This is a genomic window from Actinomyces sp. 565, assembly GCF_010365615.1.
Lineage (GTDB): Bacteria > Actinomycetota > Actinomycetes > Actinomycetales > Actinomycetaceae > Actinomyces.
Genome location: NZ_PIZD01000062.1, coordinates 14,575 through 33,718, shown reverse-complemented (window position 1 = coordinate 33,718; position 19,144 = coordinate 14,575). Strand labels below are relative to the sequence as shown.

At 70.5% G+C, this 19,144-nt stretch carries 13 protein-coding genes and 2 riboswitches; of the genes, 9 read left to right on the top strand and 4 right to left on the bottom strand.

Annotated elements, in window-relative coordinates; all coding sequences use genetic code 11:
- Nucleotides 1–82 precede the first annotated feature (82 nt).
- Together GZ997_RS10005 and GZ997_RS12960 are read right to left on the bottom strand one after the other, a co-directional pair.
- Nucleotides 83–943: a PspA/IM30 family protein gene (locus GZ997_RS10005; RefSeq protein ID WP_161923543.1), complete on the bottom strand. Its 861-nt coding sequence runs from the start codon at nucleotides 941–943 to the stop codon at nucleotides 83–85.
- A gap of 268 nt (nucleotides 944–1,211) precedes the next feature.
- Nucleotides 1,212–3,287 carry a TPM domain-containing protein gene (locus GZ997_RS12960; protein WP_343212322.1) on the bottom strand — a complete coding sequence of 692 codons (2,076 nt, stop codon included), beginning with the start codon at nucleotides 3,285–3,287 and terminating at the stop codon, nucleotides 1,212–1,214.
- Nucleotides 3,288–3,579: 292 nt separating this feature from the next.
- On the opposite strand from GZ997_RS12960, the gene GZ997_RS09995 reads away from it, so the two are divergent.
- On the top strand, nucleotides 3,580–4,497 hold the full coding sequence (locus GZ997_RS09995) for a type 1 glutamine amidotransferase (protein WP_162679780.1): 918 nt from the start codon (nucleotides 3,580–3,582) through the stop codon (nucleotides 4,495–4,497).
- Between the two features lie 124 nt (nucleotides 4,498–4,621).
- Here the strand turns inward: GZ997_RS09995 and GZ997_RS09990 are convergent, their stop codons facing one another.
- Together GZ997_RS09990 and GZ997_RS09985 are read right to left on the bottom strand one after the other, a co-directional pair.
- Nucleotides 4,622–5,596 carry an NADP-dependent oxidoreductase gene (locus GZ997_RS09990; protein WP_162679779.1) on the bottom strand — a complete coding sequence of 325 codons (975 nt, stop codon included), beginning with the start codon at nucleotides 5,594–5,596 and terminating at the stop codon, nucleotides 4,622–4,624.
- A 539-nt stretch (nucleotides 5,597–6,135) separates the two neighbouring features.
- Nucleotides 6,136–7,848: a DNA repair helicase XPB gene (locus tag GZ997_RS09985; RefSeq protein WP_162679778.1), complete on the bottom strand. Its 1,713-nt coding sequence runs from the start codon at nucleotides 7,846–7,848 to the stop codon at nucleotides 6,136–6,138.
- A 158-nt stretch (nucleotides 7,849–8,006) separates the two neighbouring features.
- On the opposite strand from GZ997_RS09985, the gene GZ997_RS09980 reads away from it, so the two are divergent.
- The 8 genes from GZ997_RS09980 to GZ997_RS09945 form a co-directional block, all read left to right on the top strand.
- Nucleotides 8,007–10,370: a helicase-associated domain-containing protein gene (locus GZ997_RS09980; RefSeq protein ID WP_162679777.1), complete on the top strand. Its 2,364-nt coding sequence runs from the start codon at nucleotides 8,007–8,009 to the stop codon at nucleotides 10,368–10,370.
- Between the two features lie 80 nt (nucleotides 10,371–10,450).
- The gene (locus tag GZ997_RS09975; protein ID WP_343212321.1) at nucleotides 10,451–11,689 is read left to right on the top strand and encodes a DUF3027 domain-containing protein; all 1,239 of its coding nucleotides are present in this window, start codon (nucleotides 10,451–10,453) and stop codon (nucleotides 11,687–11,689) included.
- 112 nt (nucleotides 11,690–11,801) lie between these two features.
- Nucleotides 11,802–13,274: an NCS2 family permease gene (locus GZ997_RS09970; RefSeq protein WP_162679776.1), complete on the top strand. Its 1,473-nt coding sequence runs from the start codon at nucleotides 11,802–11,804 to the stop codon at nucleotides 13,272–13,274.
- Nucleotides 13,275–13,461: 187 nt separating this feature from the next.
- Nucleotides 13,462–14,790, top strand: a complete 1,329-nt coding sequence (locus tag GZ997_RS09965; RefSeq protein ID WP_343212320.1) for an MFS transporter — start codon at nucleotides 13,462–13,464, stop codon at nucleotides 14,788–14,790.
- A 168-nt stretch (nucleotides 14,791–14,958) separates the two neighbouring features.
- Nucleotides 14,959–15,636, top strand: a complete 678-nt coding sequence (locus GZ997_RS09960; RefSeq protein ID WP_162679774.1) for a metal-dependent transcriptional regulator — start codon at nucleotides 14,959–14,961, stop codon at nucleotides 15,634–15,636.
- Nucleotides 15,637–15,812: 176 nt separating this feature from the next.
- A riboswitch (cyclic di-AMP (ydaO/yuaA leader) is annotated at nucleotides 15,813–15,958 on the top strand.
- A gap of 1 nt (nucleotide 15,959) precedes the next feature.
- Complete coding sequence (locus GZ997_RS09955) at nucleotides 15,960–16,727, top strand: C40 family peptidase (RefSeq protein WP_162679773.1); 768 nt, start codon at nucleotides 15,960–15,962, stop codon at nucleotides 16,725–16,727.
- Between the two features lie 366 nt (nucleotides 16,728–17,093).
- Nucleotides 17,094–17,245, top strand: a riboswitch (cyclic di-AMP (ydaO/yuaA leader).
- Nucleotides 17,246–17,250: 5 nt separating this feature from the next.
- The gene (locus tag GZ997_RS09950) at nucleotides 17,251–18,054 is read left to right on the top strand and encodes a C40 family peptidase (RefSeq protein WP_161923550.1); all 804 of its coding nucleotides are present in this window, start codon (nucleotides 17,251–17,253) and stop codon (nucleotides 18,052–18,054) included.
- A 155-nt stretch (nucleotides 18,055–18,209) separates the two neighbouring features.
- Nucleotides 18,210–19,144, top strand: a 935-nt coding sequence (locus GZ997_RS09945; protein WP_162679772.1) for a universal stress protein, incomplete at its 3' end; no start/stop codon positions are given.

The following is a 19,144-nucleotide window of genomic DNA, read 5'->3' as shown; positions in this document are numbered from 1 at the left end:
GTCGGCGCCCGTCCTATGAGGGAGGACGGGCGCCGACGCGCGAGCCGGTATGAGGCCGTCGCACGGCCTGCCCGGCACGGGCTCAGTAGGAGGAGGCACCGTCGTCGGTCTCGGCGTCCTGCGCGCCCTCGCCGCCCTTAGCGCCTTCGGCCTTGAGCGCCTCGAAAGCGGCGTCGACATCCCCATCGGTGATCTGCGCAGCGGCGGGAGCGCCGGGCAGCGCGGTGTTGTTGCCGGCCTTCAGCGCAGCCAGCCGGGCCTCGGCCTCCAGCTGCTGGTCGGCGGACTCCAGCTCGGCGAACTGGGCCTCCAGGGAGGCTCCGGCAATCTCCATCTGCCCGGCGGCCTGAGCCTCGACGCGACGCACCTGGTCCTCGTAGCGGGCGAGCTCGCTGGTGGGATCCATGACGTTGATCGAGCGGATCGCGCCCTGGACCTTCACCTGCGCCTCGGCGTTCTTCTGCCGGGCGACCAGCTGGTCGCGCTTGGACTGGAGCTCACTGAGCTTGGCCTCCATCTGCTGCAGGCCGGTCTTGAGCTGATCGACGACCTGCTGCTGGGAGGCGATCATCGGCTCGGCCTGCTTGGCCTCGTTCTCGGCGGTGATCTGCTTGGTCAGCGCGATCTTCGCCAGCGAGTCCCACTTGTCGGCCCCGGCGGCGTCCCCGCCCGCGCGCAGCTCGTCGGCCTTACGGGAGGCGGCCAGCGCCTTGTTGCCCCAGTCCCTGGCCTCGGCCAGGTCCGCGTCGTGGTCCTTCTCCGCCAGCCGCAGGTTGCCGATCGTCTGGGCGACGGCGTCGCGCGCCTCGGCGATGGACGCCTTGTAGTCGCGCACCAGCTGGTCGAGCATCTTCTCCGGATCCTCGGCGCGGTCGATGAGGGCGTTGATGTTGGCGCGGGTGAGCTGGGCGATGCGGCCCAGGATCGACTGCTTCTCAGCCATGTGTTTCCCTTCGTCATGCTCGCCCGGTGGGCGAGGCGTCGGTGTGCGATTATCCGCACGGACTGTATGTGCTGACTATGAGCGCGCTCCGCGCGGCCGCGACTGCTCAAGAGCTGGGGTCGGCCGCACAGTACCGGAGTCATACTTCCAGGAAACGACGCCGCGTTCCTGCACAATGACGGGTTTCACCGTGAGGATCACCGATCCGGTCAGGGCCCGGCCCATGGCGCTCAACGTGGCGGTTCGGCTTGCGGGTAGGGCGGTCGGCTCAGAAGCGGCCGCCGCCACCGCCGAAGCCGCCGCCACGGCCGCCCCCGAAGGAACCCCCTCCGCCGCCGAAGCCGCCTCCGCGGCGGCCGCCAGGAGAGCCTCCTCGCGGGCCACTGAATCCACCACTGAATCCACCACTGAATCCGCCGCCGCGCGGCGGATGCGGCGGGCGCGGGCCCGTGCCCCAGCCGCCATAGTTGCGGCCGCCTCCCAGCAGGATGCCACCGAGCACCAGCGACCCCAGGTCGATGCCGCCCTGACTGGATGAGCCACCGGAGCCGGGGCCCCAGGAGCCGGACCGGCGCACGTCCGCCTCTGCCAGGGCCTGCGCCTGCGCCACCAGCGACTCCCCGGAGGCGACCTCGGCCAGCGCCGCCGCCGGGTCGGTGTTCTGCATGGAGGTGGCTGCGGCGGCGTGCCGGGAGGCCTCGGCCAGGGCGGTGCGCGCGGGAGAGCCGACGGCGCCGCGGTAGCTGGTGATGTAGGAGGTCACGGCGGAGATCTGTGAGTTGAGTCGACCCAGGCGCGACACCAGCGAGGCGCGGGCACGCGAGTCGTTCTCCTCCTTCGCCCGTGCCGGTGCCAGGGCGGCGTCAAGTGCCGACTCCGCGCGTTCCAGGTGGTCCAGGGCAGCCAGCGGGTCGCCGTCGGGATTTGCGGCAGCACGGCCCTGCGCTACCGCCGCCTCGGCGTCGGCCACCAGCGGCTGCAGCGATGCCGCGGGCACCTGTCCCGCCAGCCGCCGAGCATCCACCAGGTCGGCGGAGATGGAGGCGATAGCCGCCTCCAGGTCGGCGTCGGCCCGCTCCAGCCGCTCGCGCACACCGCTCACCTGCCCGGCCAGATCGCCCGCCTGGGCGATCGAGGCCTGGGCGATGCGCACCTGCTCGACGGCGGTGGACTGGTTGCCGGAGTCCACGCTGGCGCGGGCCTGGTCCAGCGCGGTTCGGCCCGCATCAACCAGCTTGCGGGCGCGCGCGGGCGCCTCGGAGACGGAGCTGAGCGCACTGTCCGGGTAACTGGCGTGCAGGGTGACCAGCAGCGTGTCGGCCGCGGTGATGGCCTGCTCCGCCTCGTCGGCCCGCTGGGCGGTCTCCGCAATGGAGCGGGGCAGGTTCTCCTCAATGCCGCGCCGCTCCTTGAAAGCCGCCTCCTGCGCCTGGATGGCGGCAGTGGCCTCGTCGCAGCGGGACAGGATCTCCTGGCACAGCTGCCGCTGGCGGGCCTCGTCCCCGGGGGCGTCGTCCAGCTGGCCGCGCAGCTCGAAGGCCCGTGCCACCTGCTCCTGGGCGGTGGCCAGGGCGGCGGTGAAGGCGTCGGTGGCGGACAGGCCGAACTGGGCCTGCGCGTAGGACAGCTCCTCGGCGGCCGAGCGCACGGCGTCGTCGGTGCTCACCAGGGTGGAGCCGGCGCGGGTGCGCAGCTGCTCCAGGGGCTCGGCGGGCTGGACGGCGTTGCCGGCTATCTTCTTCCGCTTGCGGCTGCGGCTGTAGGCGACGGCGCCCACGGCGCCGGCCCCGGCGATGGCCAGGCCTGCCCCCAGCGCGGCGCCCGAACCTCCCGAGCCGGAGCCGGCGGCATCGGCGATGGCAGTCACGGCGCCGTCGTAGTCCCCGCTCGACAGGGCCTGCCGGATGTCGCCACGTACGGACTCGAGCTTGGAGTCACTCCACACCGAGTCGTCGGCCGAGCCGCCGAAGGCGAAGCTGTTGGCGCCATCAGCGGGCAGATTGATCACCAGCAGCAGGTCGGTGGTGCCGAACCCGGAGGCATCCCAGGCCTTGGCGGCGTACTGCTCGGCGGTCTGGGACTCATCGCTCATGGTGACGATCCACAGGCCAATGCCGTCCCCGGCCAACTGGTCGACCGCCTGCTGCGCCGCGTCGTCGTCGAGGATGCCGGCGTCGTCCGTGACATGGCCCGCGATGCGGGTCGAGACCTCGGCCCGGACGGTGCTAGCGGCGCGGCCGATGGAGGCAGCGGCGAAGGCGTGGGGCCCGGCCTGCGGTGCGGCGGTCGCCGTTGGGACGGCTGCGGTCGCGGCTATGCCGCCGAGCAGCGCGGCGCCTAGCACGATTCGGATGGTGCGGCGCGCAGCGGGCACACTTGAGCGCGGCGCAGCTCCGCGGGCCCCGCGAAAGCCGCCGGAAGCGGTGGCGCCCGTGAACGGGCTTACATTTGATCGCATCGGGAACATCGTCCCCGGCGAGGAGGATGACGGCAAGCGGTTTCGCCCCCGGCACGTCAGTTCAGGTGACCCGGGGCGCAGCTCAACCGCCTCTGGGCGGGAGGAGACTGCGCGGCCAGCGGCAGGCACGTAAGGCCTCAGGTTTGCGCAGGCTGCGCTCGCGGCTTCAATAGTCCCCATGACCAAAGCTGCCGTTCCAACCGCGGCGAGGGTTCTTCCCTCCGCCACCGGCGTGACCGTTACAGTGATTGAACCCGAGCCGCAGGCGCCCATCGGCCGCCTGCGCGAGTGGCTGACCGCGGAGGGCCTCACTGTGCGCATGGTGCGTCCCGAGGCCGGGGATCCGCTGCCGGACCTGGACGAGTTGGGCGACGGCCTGGTGGTGCTCGGCGGCCCCATGAGCGCCCACGCCGAGGCCGACCACCCCTGGATCGCCCCGCTGCGCGACCTGTTGCACGGCGTCGTAGAGACACGGGTGCCAGCTGTCGCTATCTGCCTGGGCGCCCAGATCGCCGCCGAGGCCATCGGCGGTGCTACCGCCGCTCCGTCGCCGCATGGCACCGAGCGCGGCGTCGTGGAGCTGGAGCTGACCGCGACCGCCCTCACCGACCCGCTGTTCTCGGAGATCGTCGACGAATCCGTGCGCGCCGCCGTGCGCGCTGGCATCCCCACCCACGACGGCACCCGGCTGCCGGTGCTCGTCTCCCACGACGACGGCGTCGTGAGCCTGCCCGAGACGGCCACGCTGCTGGCGTCCTCCGCGGGCGCGCCGGTGCAGGCCTGGCGTGCCGGCCGTCTGCTGGCGCTCCAGCACCACCCGGAATCCACGCCCGAGCGAATGGAGCGCGTGGAGTCGCGCACAACCGCGTGGAAGCTGGGCGCGGTTGCCGACGTGGAGGAGCTGAGCCGCCTTTCCGACGCTGATCTTCCTGCCGAGGCGCTGGCCGCCGGCCGGCGCGTGCGCGCCGACGCGGAGCGGGCCGAGCCTGTGGTGCAGGCGTTTGGGCGGGCGCTCGCCCGCGTGCTGGCGCGTCAGGTCCGCGCGCATCGCCTGCGCAGCGCCTCTTCGGATGTTCGAGCCGATGTTGACGCCTGAGCTGATGTTGGCTAGCAGTTTCCGGGACCACGTCGTTTGCGGCAAGACAGGTTGACGCTCACGGCGCGGCCTTCTCGTCGTTCTCGTGCCGAGTCCGTGACGCGCGTACTCGGGTGCCGGCCGGTCAGCTGATGTCGACGAGGACCTTGCCTTCTCCGTGCCCGGTCTCGACCAGGGCGTGTGCCTGGGCGATCTCGCCCAGAGGGAAGCGGGCCCGGATCACCGGGTTCAGCAGGCCAGCATCGACCAGCGCGGCTACCTGGTCCAGCGCCGTCCGGCTGGGCTTGACTGACAGGAACACGATGCTCGGCCCGGGAAGGATCTTGCTGATGACGCTCGCGGCGATGCCGGCGGGTGAGGTTGTGACCATCCGGCCCGTGCGTGCGAGCGTACGGCGCAGGGCCCACAGGCTCTGGCCGGTTGTGTCGAGGACCGCGTCGTAGTGGCCGGTAAGCCCGGACCACTGGGCCGGGTCGGGATCGAACCGGGACTCGGCGCCGAGCTGCTGAAGCAGCGCCTCGTGGGGCGCCGAGCTGATGGTGTCCACGATCGCTCCGCGCGCGCGGGCCACCTGGACCGCGGCGCTGCCTACGCCACCGGCCCCACCCACTACCAGCAGGCGGGAGCCCTCCCTGACTTTCAGCTCCTCCAGCGCCTGCCATGCCGTCACGGACACCAGGGGGAGCGCAGCCAGGTCGGTAAGCTCGTGAGAGGCCGGAGCTGGAGCTGCCAGGTCAGCGGATACGGCGATCTGGGTGGCGGCGGTGCCGTGCTTACCGAGTTGGTCCGTGCCTAGGAATCCCCACACCCGCTGCCCGGGGGAGAAGCCGGCGACCTGCTGGCCAACCTCAGTCACCTCGCCGCTGAAATCCAGCCCGGTGGGCTGGGGCAGGTGGCGACCGGTCATGAACTTGCTCTGCCCGGCTCGGGCGCTGGTGTCGATCCGGTTTACGCTAATGGCGGCAACCTTGATCACGAGCTCGCCTGGTCCCGCCGAGGGGGCAGGACCGTCGATGACGCTCAGTACCTCGGCCGAGCCGAAGCGCTTGTATTGGGCGGCCACGATGGTGCTGCCGACTGTATTCGGGTGGGTAGTCATGTTCTTCTCCTAGTGAGATGTGGGTGAAAGTTGCTGGACGAGCTCGGGGTTGGGCAGCCGCCTGGCTATGGACGCTCTTCCACGCGCCGACGCAGCCTGACTGAGATGCACTCGGCCCTTCAGGTGACCTGCCATCGGCTGCGGGTGCCACGATGCCCCCTGCGGAAGGCCGCGCAGCGCCAACCTGCCCCGCGCCCGCGCGTCAAGGGTCCCAAAAGTGACCATCTCTCGCCACTTTCCCCCGACACGTCCCGGCAGCCGCCCGCTCGTAGCGGAGTATTCCGCATTCTGGCGCCACATGCTCGTAGCGCTCCCCGCGGCCGATTCTTCAAAGTGGCGAGAGATGGACACTTTTAGCGCAGTGTGCCCCTGAACCGAGTCCAAATTGGGGTCCGGGACAACAGGCACGCTTCCTGGCAGGCAGCAGGAGGCGGTCACCGGTTTGCCAAGAGGCGTAGCCGACCGTTCCGCACACGCCCTCACACCGTCGGGCAAACCAGCACCCACCACACCCACAAACCAGAGGAGCCCCGTAACGGTTACCTGAGGTCACGCAGCCCTTCCAGGTCCTCGGCGTCTACGACCTCGTAGGCATAACCCTGCTCGGCCAGGAAGCGCTGCCGGTGCGCGGCGAATTCCTGGTCCACCGTGTCCCGGGCAACCACCGTGTAGAAGTGCGCCTGCCGCCCATCTTCCTTGGGGCGCACGATCCGTCCCAGCCGCTGCGCCTCCTCCTGCCGCGACCCGAAGGAGCCCGACACCTGCACCGCCACCGAGGCGCCGGGCAGGTCGATGGAGAAGTTGGCGACCTTGGAGACCACTAGCGTGCTCACCTCCCCGGAGCGGAAGGCGTCGTAAAGGCGCTGGCGCTCGCGCACCGTGGTCGACCCGGTAATCAGCGGCGCCCCCAGGTGCTCGGCCAGCTCCTCCAGTTGGTCCACGTACTGGCCGATCACCAGCGCCGACTCCCCGGGGTGCCGGGCCAGCAGGCCCTCGACAATTCGCAGCTTCGCCGGCGTGGATGCGGCCAGCCGGTAGCGCTCGTCGGCCTCGGCGGTGGCGTAGGTCATTCGCTCCCCGGAATCCAGGGTGAGTCGCACCTCCGTGCACACGGCCGGGGCGATCCAGCCCTGGTGCTCCAGGTCCTTCCAGGGAGCGTCATAGCGCTTGGGTCCGATCAGCGAGAACACCTCATCCTCGCGTCCGTCCTCCCGCACCAGCGTGGCCGTCAGCCCCAGCCGGCGGCGTGCCTGCAGGTCCGCGGTCATGCGGAAGATCGGGGCGGGCAGCAGGTGCACCTCGTCGTAGACGATCAGCCCCCAGTCGCGAGCGTCCAGCAGGTCCAGGTGCGGGTAGACACCCTTCCGCTTAGTGGTCAGCACCTGGTAGGTGGCGATCGTGACCGGGCGGATCTCCTTGCGCGAGCCGGAGTACTCGCCGATCTCATCCTCGGTCAGGGAGGTGAAGCGCAGCAGCTCCTGCTTCCACTGGCGCGCCGAGACGGCGTTGGTCACCAGGATCAGCGTGGTGGTGGAGGAGCGGGCCATAGCGGCCGCCCCCACCAGGGTCTTGCCGGCCCCGCACGGCAGCACTACGACGCCGGAGCCTCCCGCCCAGAAGGCGTCCACCGCCTGGGCCTGGTAGGGGCGCAGGGCGAAGGCGCCCTCGACTCCCGCGGCCACGTCCTCCGCGGAGTCCTTGAGCGTGATCGGGTGCGCCTCGCCATCGACGTAACCGGCCAGGTCCTCCGCGGGCCATCCCAGCTTGATCAGCTCCTGCTTGAGGTGCCCGCGCTCGGAGGGGTGCACCACCACGTCCGCGTCGCCCAGCCGCGCCCCCAGCAGGCCCTTGGTGCGCTTGGAGCGCATGACCTCCGCCAGGACGGGGGCGTCCGTGGCGTGCAGCACCAGCCCGTGTGCCGGGTCGGTCACCAGCTGCAGCCGACCGTAGCGCCCCATGGTCTCGGCGATCTCCGTCAGCAGCGAATGCGGCACCGGGAACCGGGAGTAGGTGATGAGGACGTGGACCACCGTCTCCGCGTCCAGGCCGGCAGCGCGCGCATTCCACAGGGCCAGCGGCGTAATCCGGTAGGTGTGAATGTGCTCGGGGGCGCGCTCGAGCTCGGCGAAGGGCGCGACGGCGCGGCGGGCGTCGGCGGCGTCGGGGTGGGCGACCTCCAGCAGGACGGTCTTGTCGCTCTGGACGATCAGGGGGCCGTCGGGCAGGGCGGGGGAGCGGCGGGAGTCTGGCATGGCCGGGAGTATCGCAAGGGCGCGGCGTCCGTCGCCGTGACGCAGCAGACGCCTTCACCGGCAGCGGAGCGACGCCTGCGGCCCGCTCCGGGCGAAACTGTCTAAGAACAGCATGATCCCGAGCGATTCGGCGGTCTGCCCGCGGTAGATTAAAGCGGATGAGCACGCAGCATCCGGGCGCCGGGAGGCCCGAGCCCGTACCCGGCACCACGGCCGAGCAGCTGGCCGCCCACTTGACGGCCCTGCCTGACCGCGACGTCGCCGCCCTCCTTGCCGCCCGCCCCGACCTGGTCTCCCCGCCCTCGTCATCGTTTACGGCCCTCGCTGCCCGTGCCGGCGCCCGCCCCAGCGTCGAGACTGCTCTGCGTGACCTGGACTCCGTCACCGTGGCTGTTGCCGAGGCGGCAGTAGCCCTGAGCTCAACCGATCCCGTGCTCCTGGGTCACGCCCTGTGGCTCAGCGCCAATGACGTCGCCGCCCGCCTGGCCGTGCTGACCCGACTGGCCCTGGTCATACAGGCTGGCCCCGTGCCTGGGCTCGTGGACGCATTCGGCCCGTACCCGTTCGGGCTCGGGCCGTGGGCCGGCGGCCCGCTCGCCGACGATCAGCTTCCGCCCCCGCAGACCGACTTGGAGCAGCAGGCGCAGGACGATCCGAGCATTGCCGTGCTCAAGGCGCTGGCCTGGGGCCCGCCGGTCGGCACCCTCGGCGCCGGGCACCGTTCCGACGGCGCCTCCGAGCTGGTCGCGCGCGGCTGGCTGGAACGCAGTTCCGACTCGGCCGGACGCACGCGCTTCATCCTGCCGCGTGAAGTTGGCCTAGCCCTGCGCGGGGGGCGCCTGGTCCGCACGCCGCTGGTGGCCCCGGGCAGTGACGATTTGGATGTGCTGGCCCCGGAGGCCATCGCTGCCGAGGCTACCAGCCACGCCGAGGAGGTCGTCCGGCTTACGCGCGAGCTGCTGACCGAGTGGGGGCGCGAAGGCGGCCAGATACTGCGCACCGGTGGCGTGGGCGTGCGCGCGCTCGACCGCACCGCCGCCGCCCTAGGGCTGGACCGCACCGCGGCCGCCACCATCATCGAGCTCGCCGCAGCAGCGGACTTGCTCGGCCTGGACGAGGGCGGCGCCGCCTGGGTACCCGCAAGCACGGCATCCGCCTGGCTGGAGGCAGAGCTGCCCGAGCAGTGGGCCGCGCTCGCGGTCGGCTGGGCCGCCTCGGCGCGCACTCCCTGGCTGGTCGGTACTCGCTCCGACGACGGCGTCCTAAGGCCGGTTCTGGGCACCGACGTGGAGGCCGCCTGGGCGGGCAGGCTCCGGCGCCGCATCCTCACGCTGCTCGCATCACTGCCCGAGGGAACCGCCGTGGACGCGCCGTGGGTGCGCGATGCGCTCACCTTCGCCCGTCCCCGCCGCCAAATCCCCGACGGGGCCGTTACGGCCGTGCTTGCCGAGGCGGAATTGCTCGGCCTGACCGGCGGCGGAGCGCTCAGCCGCGCCGGAGGGGTACTCGCCTCCTCGTCGCAGGTTCCCGCGGTGGGGGACACCGACGCCGCTGACGCGGCCCCCACCGATGAGACGGCACCGCCGGCGGAGACCAATGGGCAGGTGCTGGCGGCACTCGAGCACGCTTTGGCTGCGGACCTGCCCGCCGACGTTGGCATCCTCCTGGTGCAGTCTGACCTGACCGCGATCGTCCCCGGCCGTCCCAGCCGCGCCCTCGCCCAGGCCCTGGAACGAAGCAGCGTGGTGGAGTCGCGCGGCGGTGCGCTGACGGTCCGCTTCACCCCCGAGTCAGTGCGTCGCGCCCTGGATGCCGGCTGGTCTGCCGAAGAGCTGGTCCAGAGGTTGTCCCGGTTCAGCCCCAGCCCGCTGCCCAGCGCGTTGCGGGTCCTGATCGATGATGCCGCCCGCCGTCACGGCGCGGTGCGCGTGCGCGAGGTCGCCAGTGTCCTGCGCGTGGCTGATGCTGCCGTGGCCGCGGGGATCGTCGCCGACGCCGCGCTCAAGCACCTTGGATTGGATGAGGTGGCGCCCGGTGTCATTGTGTCCGCGGCGCCCGCCGGGGTGGTGCTGCGCGAGCTGCGTGCCACCGGACTGGCCCCGGTGCTGGAGGATGGGCAGGGTCGGCTGTTGGTCTCCGAGCGTGCCGGTGTTGGCCGCCGGGCTCCCGCCCCGGCGTCGGCGCGCCCGGGAAATGAGCACGCAGTCAGCCGCCGCCGTCCCGGACGCCGTGAGCTGGCCGCCCTGGTCGGCCGCCTGCGCGCGGGGGAGGAGGCGCGCCGCACCTCGGATGGCGGCGCGGCGGCTGCCACCGACCCGGTGCATGCGTTGGCACTGCTGCGTCAGGCGCGGGCCTCGCGGGCGCGGGTGCGGCTGCGCCTGGCCGGTCCCGACGGCACCCAGCAGGAGCGCACCGTGCGGGTGCTCGCCGTAGAACCCGGCCGGGTGCGCCTGGCCGACCTGGTACGGGAGACCGAGCTGACCGTCGCCGTCCACCGGATCGTCACGCTCGAAATCCTCTGAAGAGCCTGCCTCCGCGGCGTCTGCCGCGCCGGGACCCGGCGGAGGCAGCCGGGGCTGGACCTGCCGCCTACACTGGAACCGTGATTGACGCAGCGACTCAGACGTCGAAGAACCCGGCGAGCGGAGCAACAGCGCCTGCGGATGCGGCCGCGGCAAGCGCCCGCCCGGGCGCCCTGCCGACGGCGGCGCAGCGTGCAGCCGCCGCCAAGGACAAGGTCCTGACCTCCAAGGCAGCGATCGAGGCGGCCCGGGCGGCCCTGGGTGAGATCACCGAACCGGTCAGCGTCGGCCAGTACGCCGCCTCTCGTCAGCTGGACAAGCGGCTGATCACCCACCTGTTCGAATGCAACCTCGCCGGCTACCGCGGTTGGCGCTGGGCCGTAACCATGACCCGCCCGCCCCGCGGACGCACCGCCACCATCTGTGAGCTGGAGCTGCTGCCCGGAGAGGACGCCCTGCTCGCCCCCGCCTGGGTGCCGTGGGCGGACCGGCTGCAGCCCGGGGATGCCTCCCGCTCCGACCGGCTGCCCCGGCGCGAGACCGATGAGCGGCTCGAGCCCGGCTGGGAGGCCACCGGTGACGAGGGGGACGCCGTCGCCCTGGACGAGCTCGACCTGGGGCGCGCCCGCGTGCTGTCCGCCGAGGGCTACCGCCGCGCCGCCCAGCGCTGGTACGACGGCGACCACGGCCCCGACGCCGACGGCGTGCGCAAGGCCCACGCCACCTGTGCCACCTGCGGCTTCCTGCTGCCGATGGCCGGGCGCCTGCGCAATACCTTCGGCGTGTGCGCCAACGAGTGGGCCGCCGATGACGGCCGCGTCGTCTCCCTGGACCACGGCTGCGGCGCCCACTCGGAAACCGACCTGCCCGATCAGGGCCCGGAATGGCCCGTCGCGCCCTCGCGCCTGGACGACGCCGCCATGGAGCCGCTGGGCACCAACGGCACGGACCTGCGCGGCGGGCGCAGCCGCGCCGAACTCAGCGACCAGGAGGCGGCACCGCAGGACCAGCCCGCAGCCGATCAGACCGAGGCCCCGGAGGCCACCTCCTCCCGGCCCACCGCGAAGGCCGCACGCGACTCCCGTGAGTCGGTTGCCGCGCGGGACTCCGCGGCGGAGTCGACGGCCCCGGACCCGTCCCCGGCCCAGTCGCCGGAGGAGCCGGAGGCCACAGCGGCCTCGCAGCGCGCCGCTTCAGCTCGCGACGCCGTCGCCGACCTGGCCCGCGAACAGCACTCCCACCACGACGCCGCCGCCCAGCCACACGCCGCAGCCGACGCCCTGGCTGCGCTTGAGGCCTCGCTGCCGAAGCGTTCTTGAGCCCTCCGGCGCCCGTCGGAGGCTGGTCCGGCCTGCGGGGCGGCCCTGTCCGGTGTCCCAAGAGGCGACCGGAGTTTCCAGGTTGCGGCTGCGTCTGGGACAATCACGCCACGTGACCACACATACCCCAGCTCCCACAACGTCAGCAGCGGCCGGGGCGGCGGATTCCCGCAACGCGATCGACCGCTTCTTCCACATAACCGAGCGCGGCTCCACGGTGGCGCGTGAAGTGCGTGGCGGCATCGTCACGTTCTTCACGATGGCCTACATCCTGGTGCTGAACCCGCTGGTGCTGTCCACACCGCACGAGGGGATCGCCCCGCTGGGCACGCCCGAGCAGATTGCCGCCGGCACCGCATTCATCGCAGGCATCATCACGATCCTCATGGGCCTGCTGGCCAACTACCCCATGGCGCTGGCCGCCGGCCTGGGTATCAACGCGATGATCGCCTACACCCTGGTCGGCATGAACGGCATGACCTACGCCGACGCCATGGGCCTGGTGGTGATTGAGGGAGTCATCATCCTGCTACTGGTGCTTACCGGCTTCCGCGAGGCGGTGTTCAAGGCCGTCCCGGCGGACATCAAGACCGCCATCTCGGTGGGCATCGGCCTGTTCATCGCCCTGATCGGCCTGGTGGACGCCAAGGTCGTCCGCGCCGGCGGCACCCCGCTGGAGCTCGGCCTGGGCGGCTCCCTGCAGGGCTGGCCGGTGCTGGTGTTCCTGTTCGGACTGTTCCTGATCCTGGTGCTGCACGTGCGCAAGGTGCGCGGCTCCATCCTCATCGGCATCGTCGCCTCCACCATCCTGGCAGCCCTTATCGAGGCCTTTGCGCACCTGGGGGCATTCGACGCGGAGACCAACCCGACCGGCTGGTCGCTGTCCATCCCCGCCCTGGAGGGCGCCCCCGTCGAGTTGCCGAGCCTGGCCACGCTCGGCCAGTTCAGCCTGCTCGGCAGCGTGGAGAAGGTCGGCGTCGTCTCCGTGGTGCTGCTGGTCTTCTCCCTCATGCTCGCCGACTTCTTCGACACCATGGGCACCATGGTTGCCATCGGCGCCGAGGGTGACCTGCTGGATGAGAACGGCAACCCGCCGCACACCCGCGAGATCCTCGTCGTTGACTCCCTGGGCGCGATCGCGGGCGGCGCCGGCGGCGTCTCCTCCAACACCTCCTACATCGAGTCGGCCGCGGGCGTCGGTGAGGGCGCTCGCACCGGTCTGGCCTCCATCGTCACCGGGGTGCTGTTCCTGGCCAGCATGTTCATCGCCCCGGTCGTCTCCATGGTGCCTTACGAGGCGGCCACCCCGGCGCTGGTGGTCGTCGGCTTCCTGATGATGACCCAGGTGACGGATATCGACTGGAAGACCCCGGAGATCGCCCTGCCGGCCTTCATCACCATCATCATGATGCCGTTCTCCTACTCCATCACCAACGGCATTGGTGCGGGCTTCGTCTCCTACCTGGTAGTCCAGCTGGCCCGCGGCCGGGTCAAGGACATCCACCCGCTGATGTGGGTTGCCTCGGTGCTGTTCGTCATCTACTTCACGCTCGAGCCCATCAAGGCGATCCTGGGCTTGGGCTGACCGCCGTAGCCGGGCGCCGGACGAGCACCCGGCGTGCATGGGGCGGGGGCGACGACGCGGCTACGGTCACGTCGTCGCCCCCTGTCTGTGCGGGGTGTACAGACGTACAATTGACCGCTTCCAAAAATGCGCGCATCCCAGCGGGTGCGCCCGTCGTCACACATTCCACCGGAGTGAACTCCCCACCGTGAGCAACACCTTTGAGTCGCTTAAGTTCCACAACTATCGGATCTGGTTCTTCGCCGCGCTGGTCGCCAACACCGGCACGTGGATGCAGCGGGTGGCCCAGGACTGGCTGGTGCTGCGGATCCTGACTGATGACTCAGCCTCCGCCACGGGCATTACGACGGCGCTCCAGTTCCTGCCGGCCATGTTGTTCAGCGCCCATGCCGGGTTGATTGCGGACCGGGTGGACCAGCGCAAGTTCCTGATGGTGACCCAGTCCGCCATGGGGGCGGTGTCCCTGGCACTGGCGGTAGACGTCCTAGCCGGCCACGCGGCGCTGTGGCACGTGTACCTGGCTGCCTTCGCGACCGGACTCGGATCCGCCTATGACGCGCCGGCGCGCCAGATCTTCGTAGCCCGTATGGTGCCCGCGGAGAACCTGGCCAACGCCGTCGGGCTGAATTCCGCCTCCTTCAACGCCGCCCGGTTACTGGGCCCCGCGGCCAGCGGACTGGTGATCGCCTGGATCGGGCCGGGCTGGGTGTTCCTCGTAAACGCCCTGACCTTCCTGTTCCCGGCGCTGGCGCTGGCCACCATGCGCCTGTCCGAGTTGTACGACGTACCGCGTGCCAAGCGCGCCAAGGGCCAGCTGCGGGCCGGACTGGCCTATATCCGCCACCGCACGGACATCATCGTCATTATCACGGTAATTTCGATCGTCTCCATGTTCACCCTCAACTTCCAGGTGACCATGGCCGCCATGGTGCGCTCCACCTTTGACATGGAGTCCGATGCCTACGGCACCGTCTCCTCAATCTTCGCGGTCGGCTCCCTGGCGGGAGCGCTGTGGGCGGCACGCCGGAAGTCACCGCGGGTGCGCACCCTGGTGGTGGCCTCCTTCTTCCTGGGGGTCTTCACGATCCTGATGGCACTTGCGCCCAGCTATGAGCTATTCGCGGCCTCCACGATCCCTGTGGGGCTGTGCGTGCTGACGGTGCTCACCAGCGCGAACCAGACCGTCCAGCTGAATACGGAGCCCGCGATGCGGGGGCGGGTGATGAGCATTTACATGATGTTCTTCCTCGGCACCACGCCGATCGGGGCTCCGATCATGGGGTGGGTGTCGGACCAGTGGGGGCCGCGCATCTCGATTCTGGCCGGTGGCGTGGCCGCGATCCTCGTATCCGTGGCCGCCGGCGTCTGGGCGCGGCGCCACTGGCACATCGACTTCGCCTACTCCTCCACCCGCCCCTTCCTGACCACGGTCGGCCCGCGCGAGCGCGCCGGCCTGGCCGGGGGAGGAGAGGGCGAGCAGGCGGCTGCCGACGGCGCGCCGGACTCGCGCGAGTGAAACGGCTCGCCCGGCGTCGTCCGCAGTGCCCGCGCGCCTAGGGCGGCGCCCGGTGGGTGGTGGCTCAGCGAGACGTCGATATCCTGTTTGGACACGCGTGCACGTCCCACAGCCGGGCTGCTGCCGGGGCATGCGGCATTGGGTAGCGACCATCGGAGGAGACACCAGATGAGTGAGCTGATCGACACCACCGAGATGTACCTGAAGTCCGTGTACGAGCTTGAGGAAGATGGCGTACTTCCGCTGCGCGCGCGGATTGTGGAGCGGTTGGGGCACTCCGGCCCAACCGTGTCGCAGACGGTTGCCCGCATGGAGCGTAGCGGGCTTATCTGGGTCGCTGATGACCGCTCCCTGCAACTGACAGACGAGGGCCGACGACGTGCCACCGAGGTTATTCGCAAACACCGCCTTGCTGAAAGGCTGTTGCTGGATGTGGTCGGAGTAGACCGCAGGCTCGTGCATGACGAGGCTTGCCGGTGGGAGCACGTAATGAGCGAGCAGGTCGAGGACCGGCTGGCGGCGATACTCGATGACATCTCGACCGACCCCTTCGGCAATCCGATTCCGGAGCGGGTTCCCACGCTTCCCTCGCCTGCGGCGGCCGAGATCAGCGCCGAGCGGCTGGTTCGTGACGGTCGCTCCGACGCTGTCATCACGCGTGTGGGCGAGCCGGTCCAGGCCGATGCGGAGCTGATCGCCCGGTTCGAGGATGCCGATCTGCACGCCGGCACTCCGGTGCGGCTGACATCCACAGTCGGAGGCATTCGGGTTGCTCGTCAGGATGATGAGTCGGCCTCGGCACTGCTGCAGGGCTCCCTGACCCGCCACCTGTTCCTGAAGCGCTGATACCGCAGGCGAAGTACTCGCATGCGCTCTCCTCGCGTGGGGGATTCCACAGCCTCAAGGGCGGGGAGAAGTGCCCATTGACGCGGGAACTCCACTACCTTGGAGTCCGCGTTCGGCAATCCGACCGTGGAGAGGCCCGCAGAGCCCAAGCCTGCCGGTGCGAGCCCTCCCCTCCCAGCGATCATTCTCGGCAGGCCCGGGGGAACCACTTCTCCGGCCGCAGCCACTCGGTGGCGGCCTCGGGGTGAAGCCCGCGCGACGCGGGCCGGGCCTCTCCCGCCCGAACCCGACAGCTAACCTCGGCGGCTCACTAGGAGAATTAATTGACTACAAACGTCAAGGCCCGTCACCGCAAGGCTGCCCGCCCGCTGACCCCATTGACGGATGCTGCTCCGGTTGCACGTCGTGGACTTGCCGTTGCCGCAAGCTCCGGACTGGCGCTGACCATGATCGCCTCCGGTGCGAACGCCGCCGGAGACGACGACGCCATCAGTGAGTCCGCCGGCGCCCTCGGGGAAGCCGGCGTAGCCGTACTGGCTAGTGATGCGCGCGAGGTTGTGACCACGAACGCGGCGATTGCGACAGCTTCTGATGCTGCCTGGGGCTCCGACGTAACCGAGGTCGACGCCGTTACCGCCGCCGCTCCGGTCGTTGAGGAGGAAGCCGACGAGGAGGCGGACTCCTCCGCCGACGCAACCGCGGACTCCGGGGCCACGCAGGCCGATGAGGCGGCCGCCGCAAGCGCTCCGGCCGGGCAGGGAACCTCCGGACAGGGCATGGTCGCGCTGGCCATGCAGTACGTCGGAACCCCCTACGTCTGGGGCGCGTCAGGGCCGTCCGCCTTCGACTGCTCCGGTCTGGTGTCCTACGTCTACGGCCAGTACGGGATCTCCATCCCGCACCAGTCGGGCCAGATCCGCGCGGTCGGCACCCCGATCTCAGCGGCAGAGGCACGGCCCGGCGACATCCTGTGGTGGTCCGGGCACGTGGCCCTCTACGCGGGCGACGGCATGATGGTTGACGCCTCCCCGTCCACAGGCGTGTCTTACCACGCCGTCTACTCGGGAGCCACCTACCTGCGCGTGGGCTGACTCGCTGCTCTCCCTGAGGCCTCCCCTGGGCCTGAGGCGGCTGCATCATTCGCGTATTCACGTATGCGCCGACCTCCGGCGCCGCCCCGCTCCTAAGCTCAGGAGCGGGGCGTCTGCGTTCATGCGTGAGCTCTGCATGTGGCTCGACTCGGCAACCGAGTGGGTCTAGCTGCGCCTGGCCAGGCTGGAGCACGCGAACCCTCGCCGTGCCTGGTTGGCCGCTGCAAGCAGCATGTGCCACTTGTCACGGCGATGTGTGTGATCTCCCCGTGACGGCTACCGGCGACCTCGGGTAACGTATCCACCGTTGCGGAGCTCAAAGGGCCGCAGCACCGGGGACGGGGCTCAATCCTGCCGCTTGCCTCCGGTCGTCATATCCCACATACATGGCAGGAACGGGGGAACCAAACGCGGCTTCGGCCCCCGCCGGAGCCTTGGGGTGAAGCCCGCGCGACGCGGGCCGGGCGTCTCCAGTCCGAACCCGACAGCTCACCTCGTAGGCATCTCAGAGGAGAACCACTACATGACAACAAGCACCTCGGCTCGGCATCGCAAGGCTGCTCGCCCGCTGACCCCGATGACCTCTGTGGCCCCGGTTGCCCGTCGCGGCTTCGCCGTTGCTGCATCCTCAGGCCTCGCGCTGGGCATGATTGCCTCCGGCGCCTCCGCTGCAAACACCAACGAGGCCGCACAGTCTGCCGGCTCGCTCGAGACTCAGGGAGTGGGGGCGCTCGCCGCTGAGGCGCGCACCGTGGTCTCCACCAACGAGTCCGTGCAGGTCGCCGCCTCCGTCGTCGTGCCCAACGACGTCGAGACCGTTGACGCCCCGACTGCCGAGGCCCCCGTCGTTGAGGTCGAGGAAGAGCCGGAGCCGGAGGCCACTGCTGAAGCGGATGCGGTAGTCGAGACCGCTAACGCGGCTGCCGCTGACACGGACACCACGGCGGAGGCCGCGGCCACGACCACCGCAAGCCCCGCCGCGGCGAACCCCTCGGGTTCCTCGGTAGTCTCCATCGCCATGCAGTACACGGGCATGGCTTACATCTGGGGCTCCAACTCCCCGGCTAACGGCGGATTCGACTGCTCCGGCCTGGTCCAGTACGTCTACTCCCAGGTCGGCATCTCCCTGCCCCGCACTTCTTACGCGCAGGGCGCCTCCGGCACGGTCGTGTCCGCCGCGCAGGCGCAGCCGGGTGACATCGTCTACTACGGCGGCCACGTCGGCATCTACGCCGGTGGTGGCATGATGATTGACGCGGGGACGCCGGCCACCGGCGTGTCCTACCGCGCGGTCTACGGTTCGCCGCAGTACGTGCGCGTGGGCTGAGCTAGCAGCTGACTCGCTCCACCTTGTGGGGGCGGCCGGTCACCGTGCCGGCCGCCCCCACATGCTATTTTCAAAACGTGGTTTGGAACACGCTCGCCTACGGGGCAAAATGAGTGTGGTCGAGTAATAGGCGCTCGCAGAAAGGGGCACAACCCATGGCTGAAGACAAGGTCGTCCTCGTCGGAGTTGACGGCTCACCCGAATCCCTGGAGGCGGTCGACTGGGCGGTAGACCGCGCCGGCTGCAACGGCTGGCGCGTTCACATCCTGTGCGCCTACTCCCTCCCATCCTTCACTACGGCGTCCCTTGACGGGGGGTATGCCGCCCTGGACGACTCGGCGGTGCGTGCCGGTGCCGAGGCCGTGGTCAACGAGGCGGTGGCACGCGCGCAGGGCCGTGGCGTGACCGTGACCAGCTCACTGGAAACCGGTGACCCCGCCGGGGTGCTGGTCGACTTGTCCGCGGATGCAGCCCTCGCCGTCGTCGGTACCCGCGGGGGCGGCGGCTTCGCCGACCGGCTGCTCGGGACCGTGTCCTCCGCCCTGCCCGCGCACAGCCACTGCCCGGCGGTGGTCGTGCCGCGGCACACGGAAGGTTCCGCCTTCACCCCGGTCAGGCGCATCGTCGTTGGCGTGGACGGCTCGGACTCGGCCCGCAAGGCCCTGAAGTGGGCGGTGCGCGAGGCTGACGCCTGGGGTGCTGAGCTGACAGCGATTGCGGCCGTACCCATGGCCTCCGGCGCCGGGGCGCTTGCTTGGCTGCCCGCCGCCGTGGACCGCGAGCAGGTGCTGACCGATGTGCGCTCCGGCTTGGACCGGGCCATCGCCGAGGCCACCGAGGGGTACCCCGACGTGGTGGTGCGGCGCCACGCGCTGGACGGAAACGCCGCAGAACTCATGTCTGAGTTCTCCACCGCCGTCGACCTGGTGGTGGTCGGGTCCCGGGGCCGCGGCGGCTTCTCCGGCCTGCTGCTCGGTTCGGTCAGCCAGGCGGTCCTATCGCACGCCTCCTGCCCCGTCATGGTGGTTCCGGCCCGTACCCGGGATGAGGACGTCCGGGTCGGCCGCAACCAGACGACTCCCTGGTCGCG

Excerpts from the sequence above, each read along its gene's own strand:
- GZ997_RS09995 (WP_162679780.1), top strand. The coding sequence starts at position 3,580 with ATGACCAAAGCTGCCGTTCCAACCGCGGCGAGGGTTCTTCCCTCCGCC.
- GZ997_RS10005 (WP_161923543.1), bottom strand. The coding sequence starts at position 943 with ATGGCTGAGAAGCAGTCGATCCTGGGCCGCATCGCCCAGCTCACCCGC.
- GZ997_RS09960 (WP_162679774.1), top strand. The coding sequence starts at position 14,959 with ATGAGTGAGCTGATCGACACCACCGAGATGTACCTGAAGTCCGTGTAC.
- GZ997_RS09950 (WP_161923550.1), top strand. The coding sequence starts at position 17,251 with ATGACAACAAGCACCTCGGCTCGGCATCGCAAGGCTGCTCGCCCGCTG.
- GZ997_RS09980 (WP_162679777.1), top strand. The coding sequence starts at position 8,007 with ATGAGCACGCAGCATCCGGGCGCCGGGAGGCCCGAGCCCGTACCCGGC.
- GZ997_RS09990 (WP_162679779.1), bottom strand. The coding sequence starts at position 5,596 with ATGACTACCCACCCGAATACAGTCGGCAGCACCATCGTGGCCGCCCAA.
- GZ997_RS09985 (WP_162679778.1), bottom strand. The coding sequence starts at position 7,848 with ATGCCAGACTCCCGCCGCTCCCCCGCCCTGCCCGACGGCCCCCTGATC.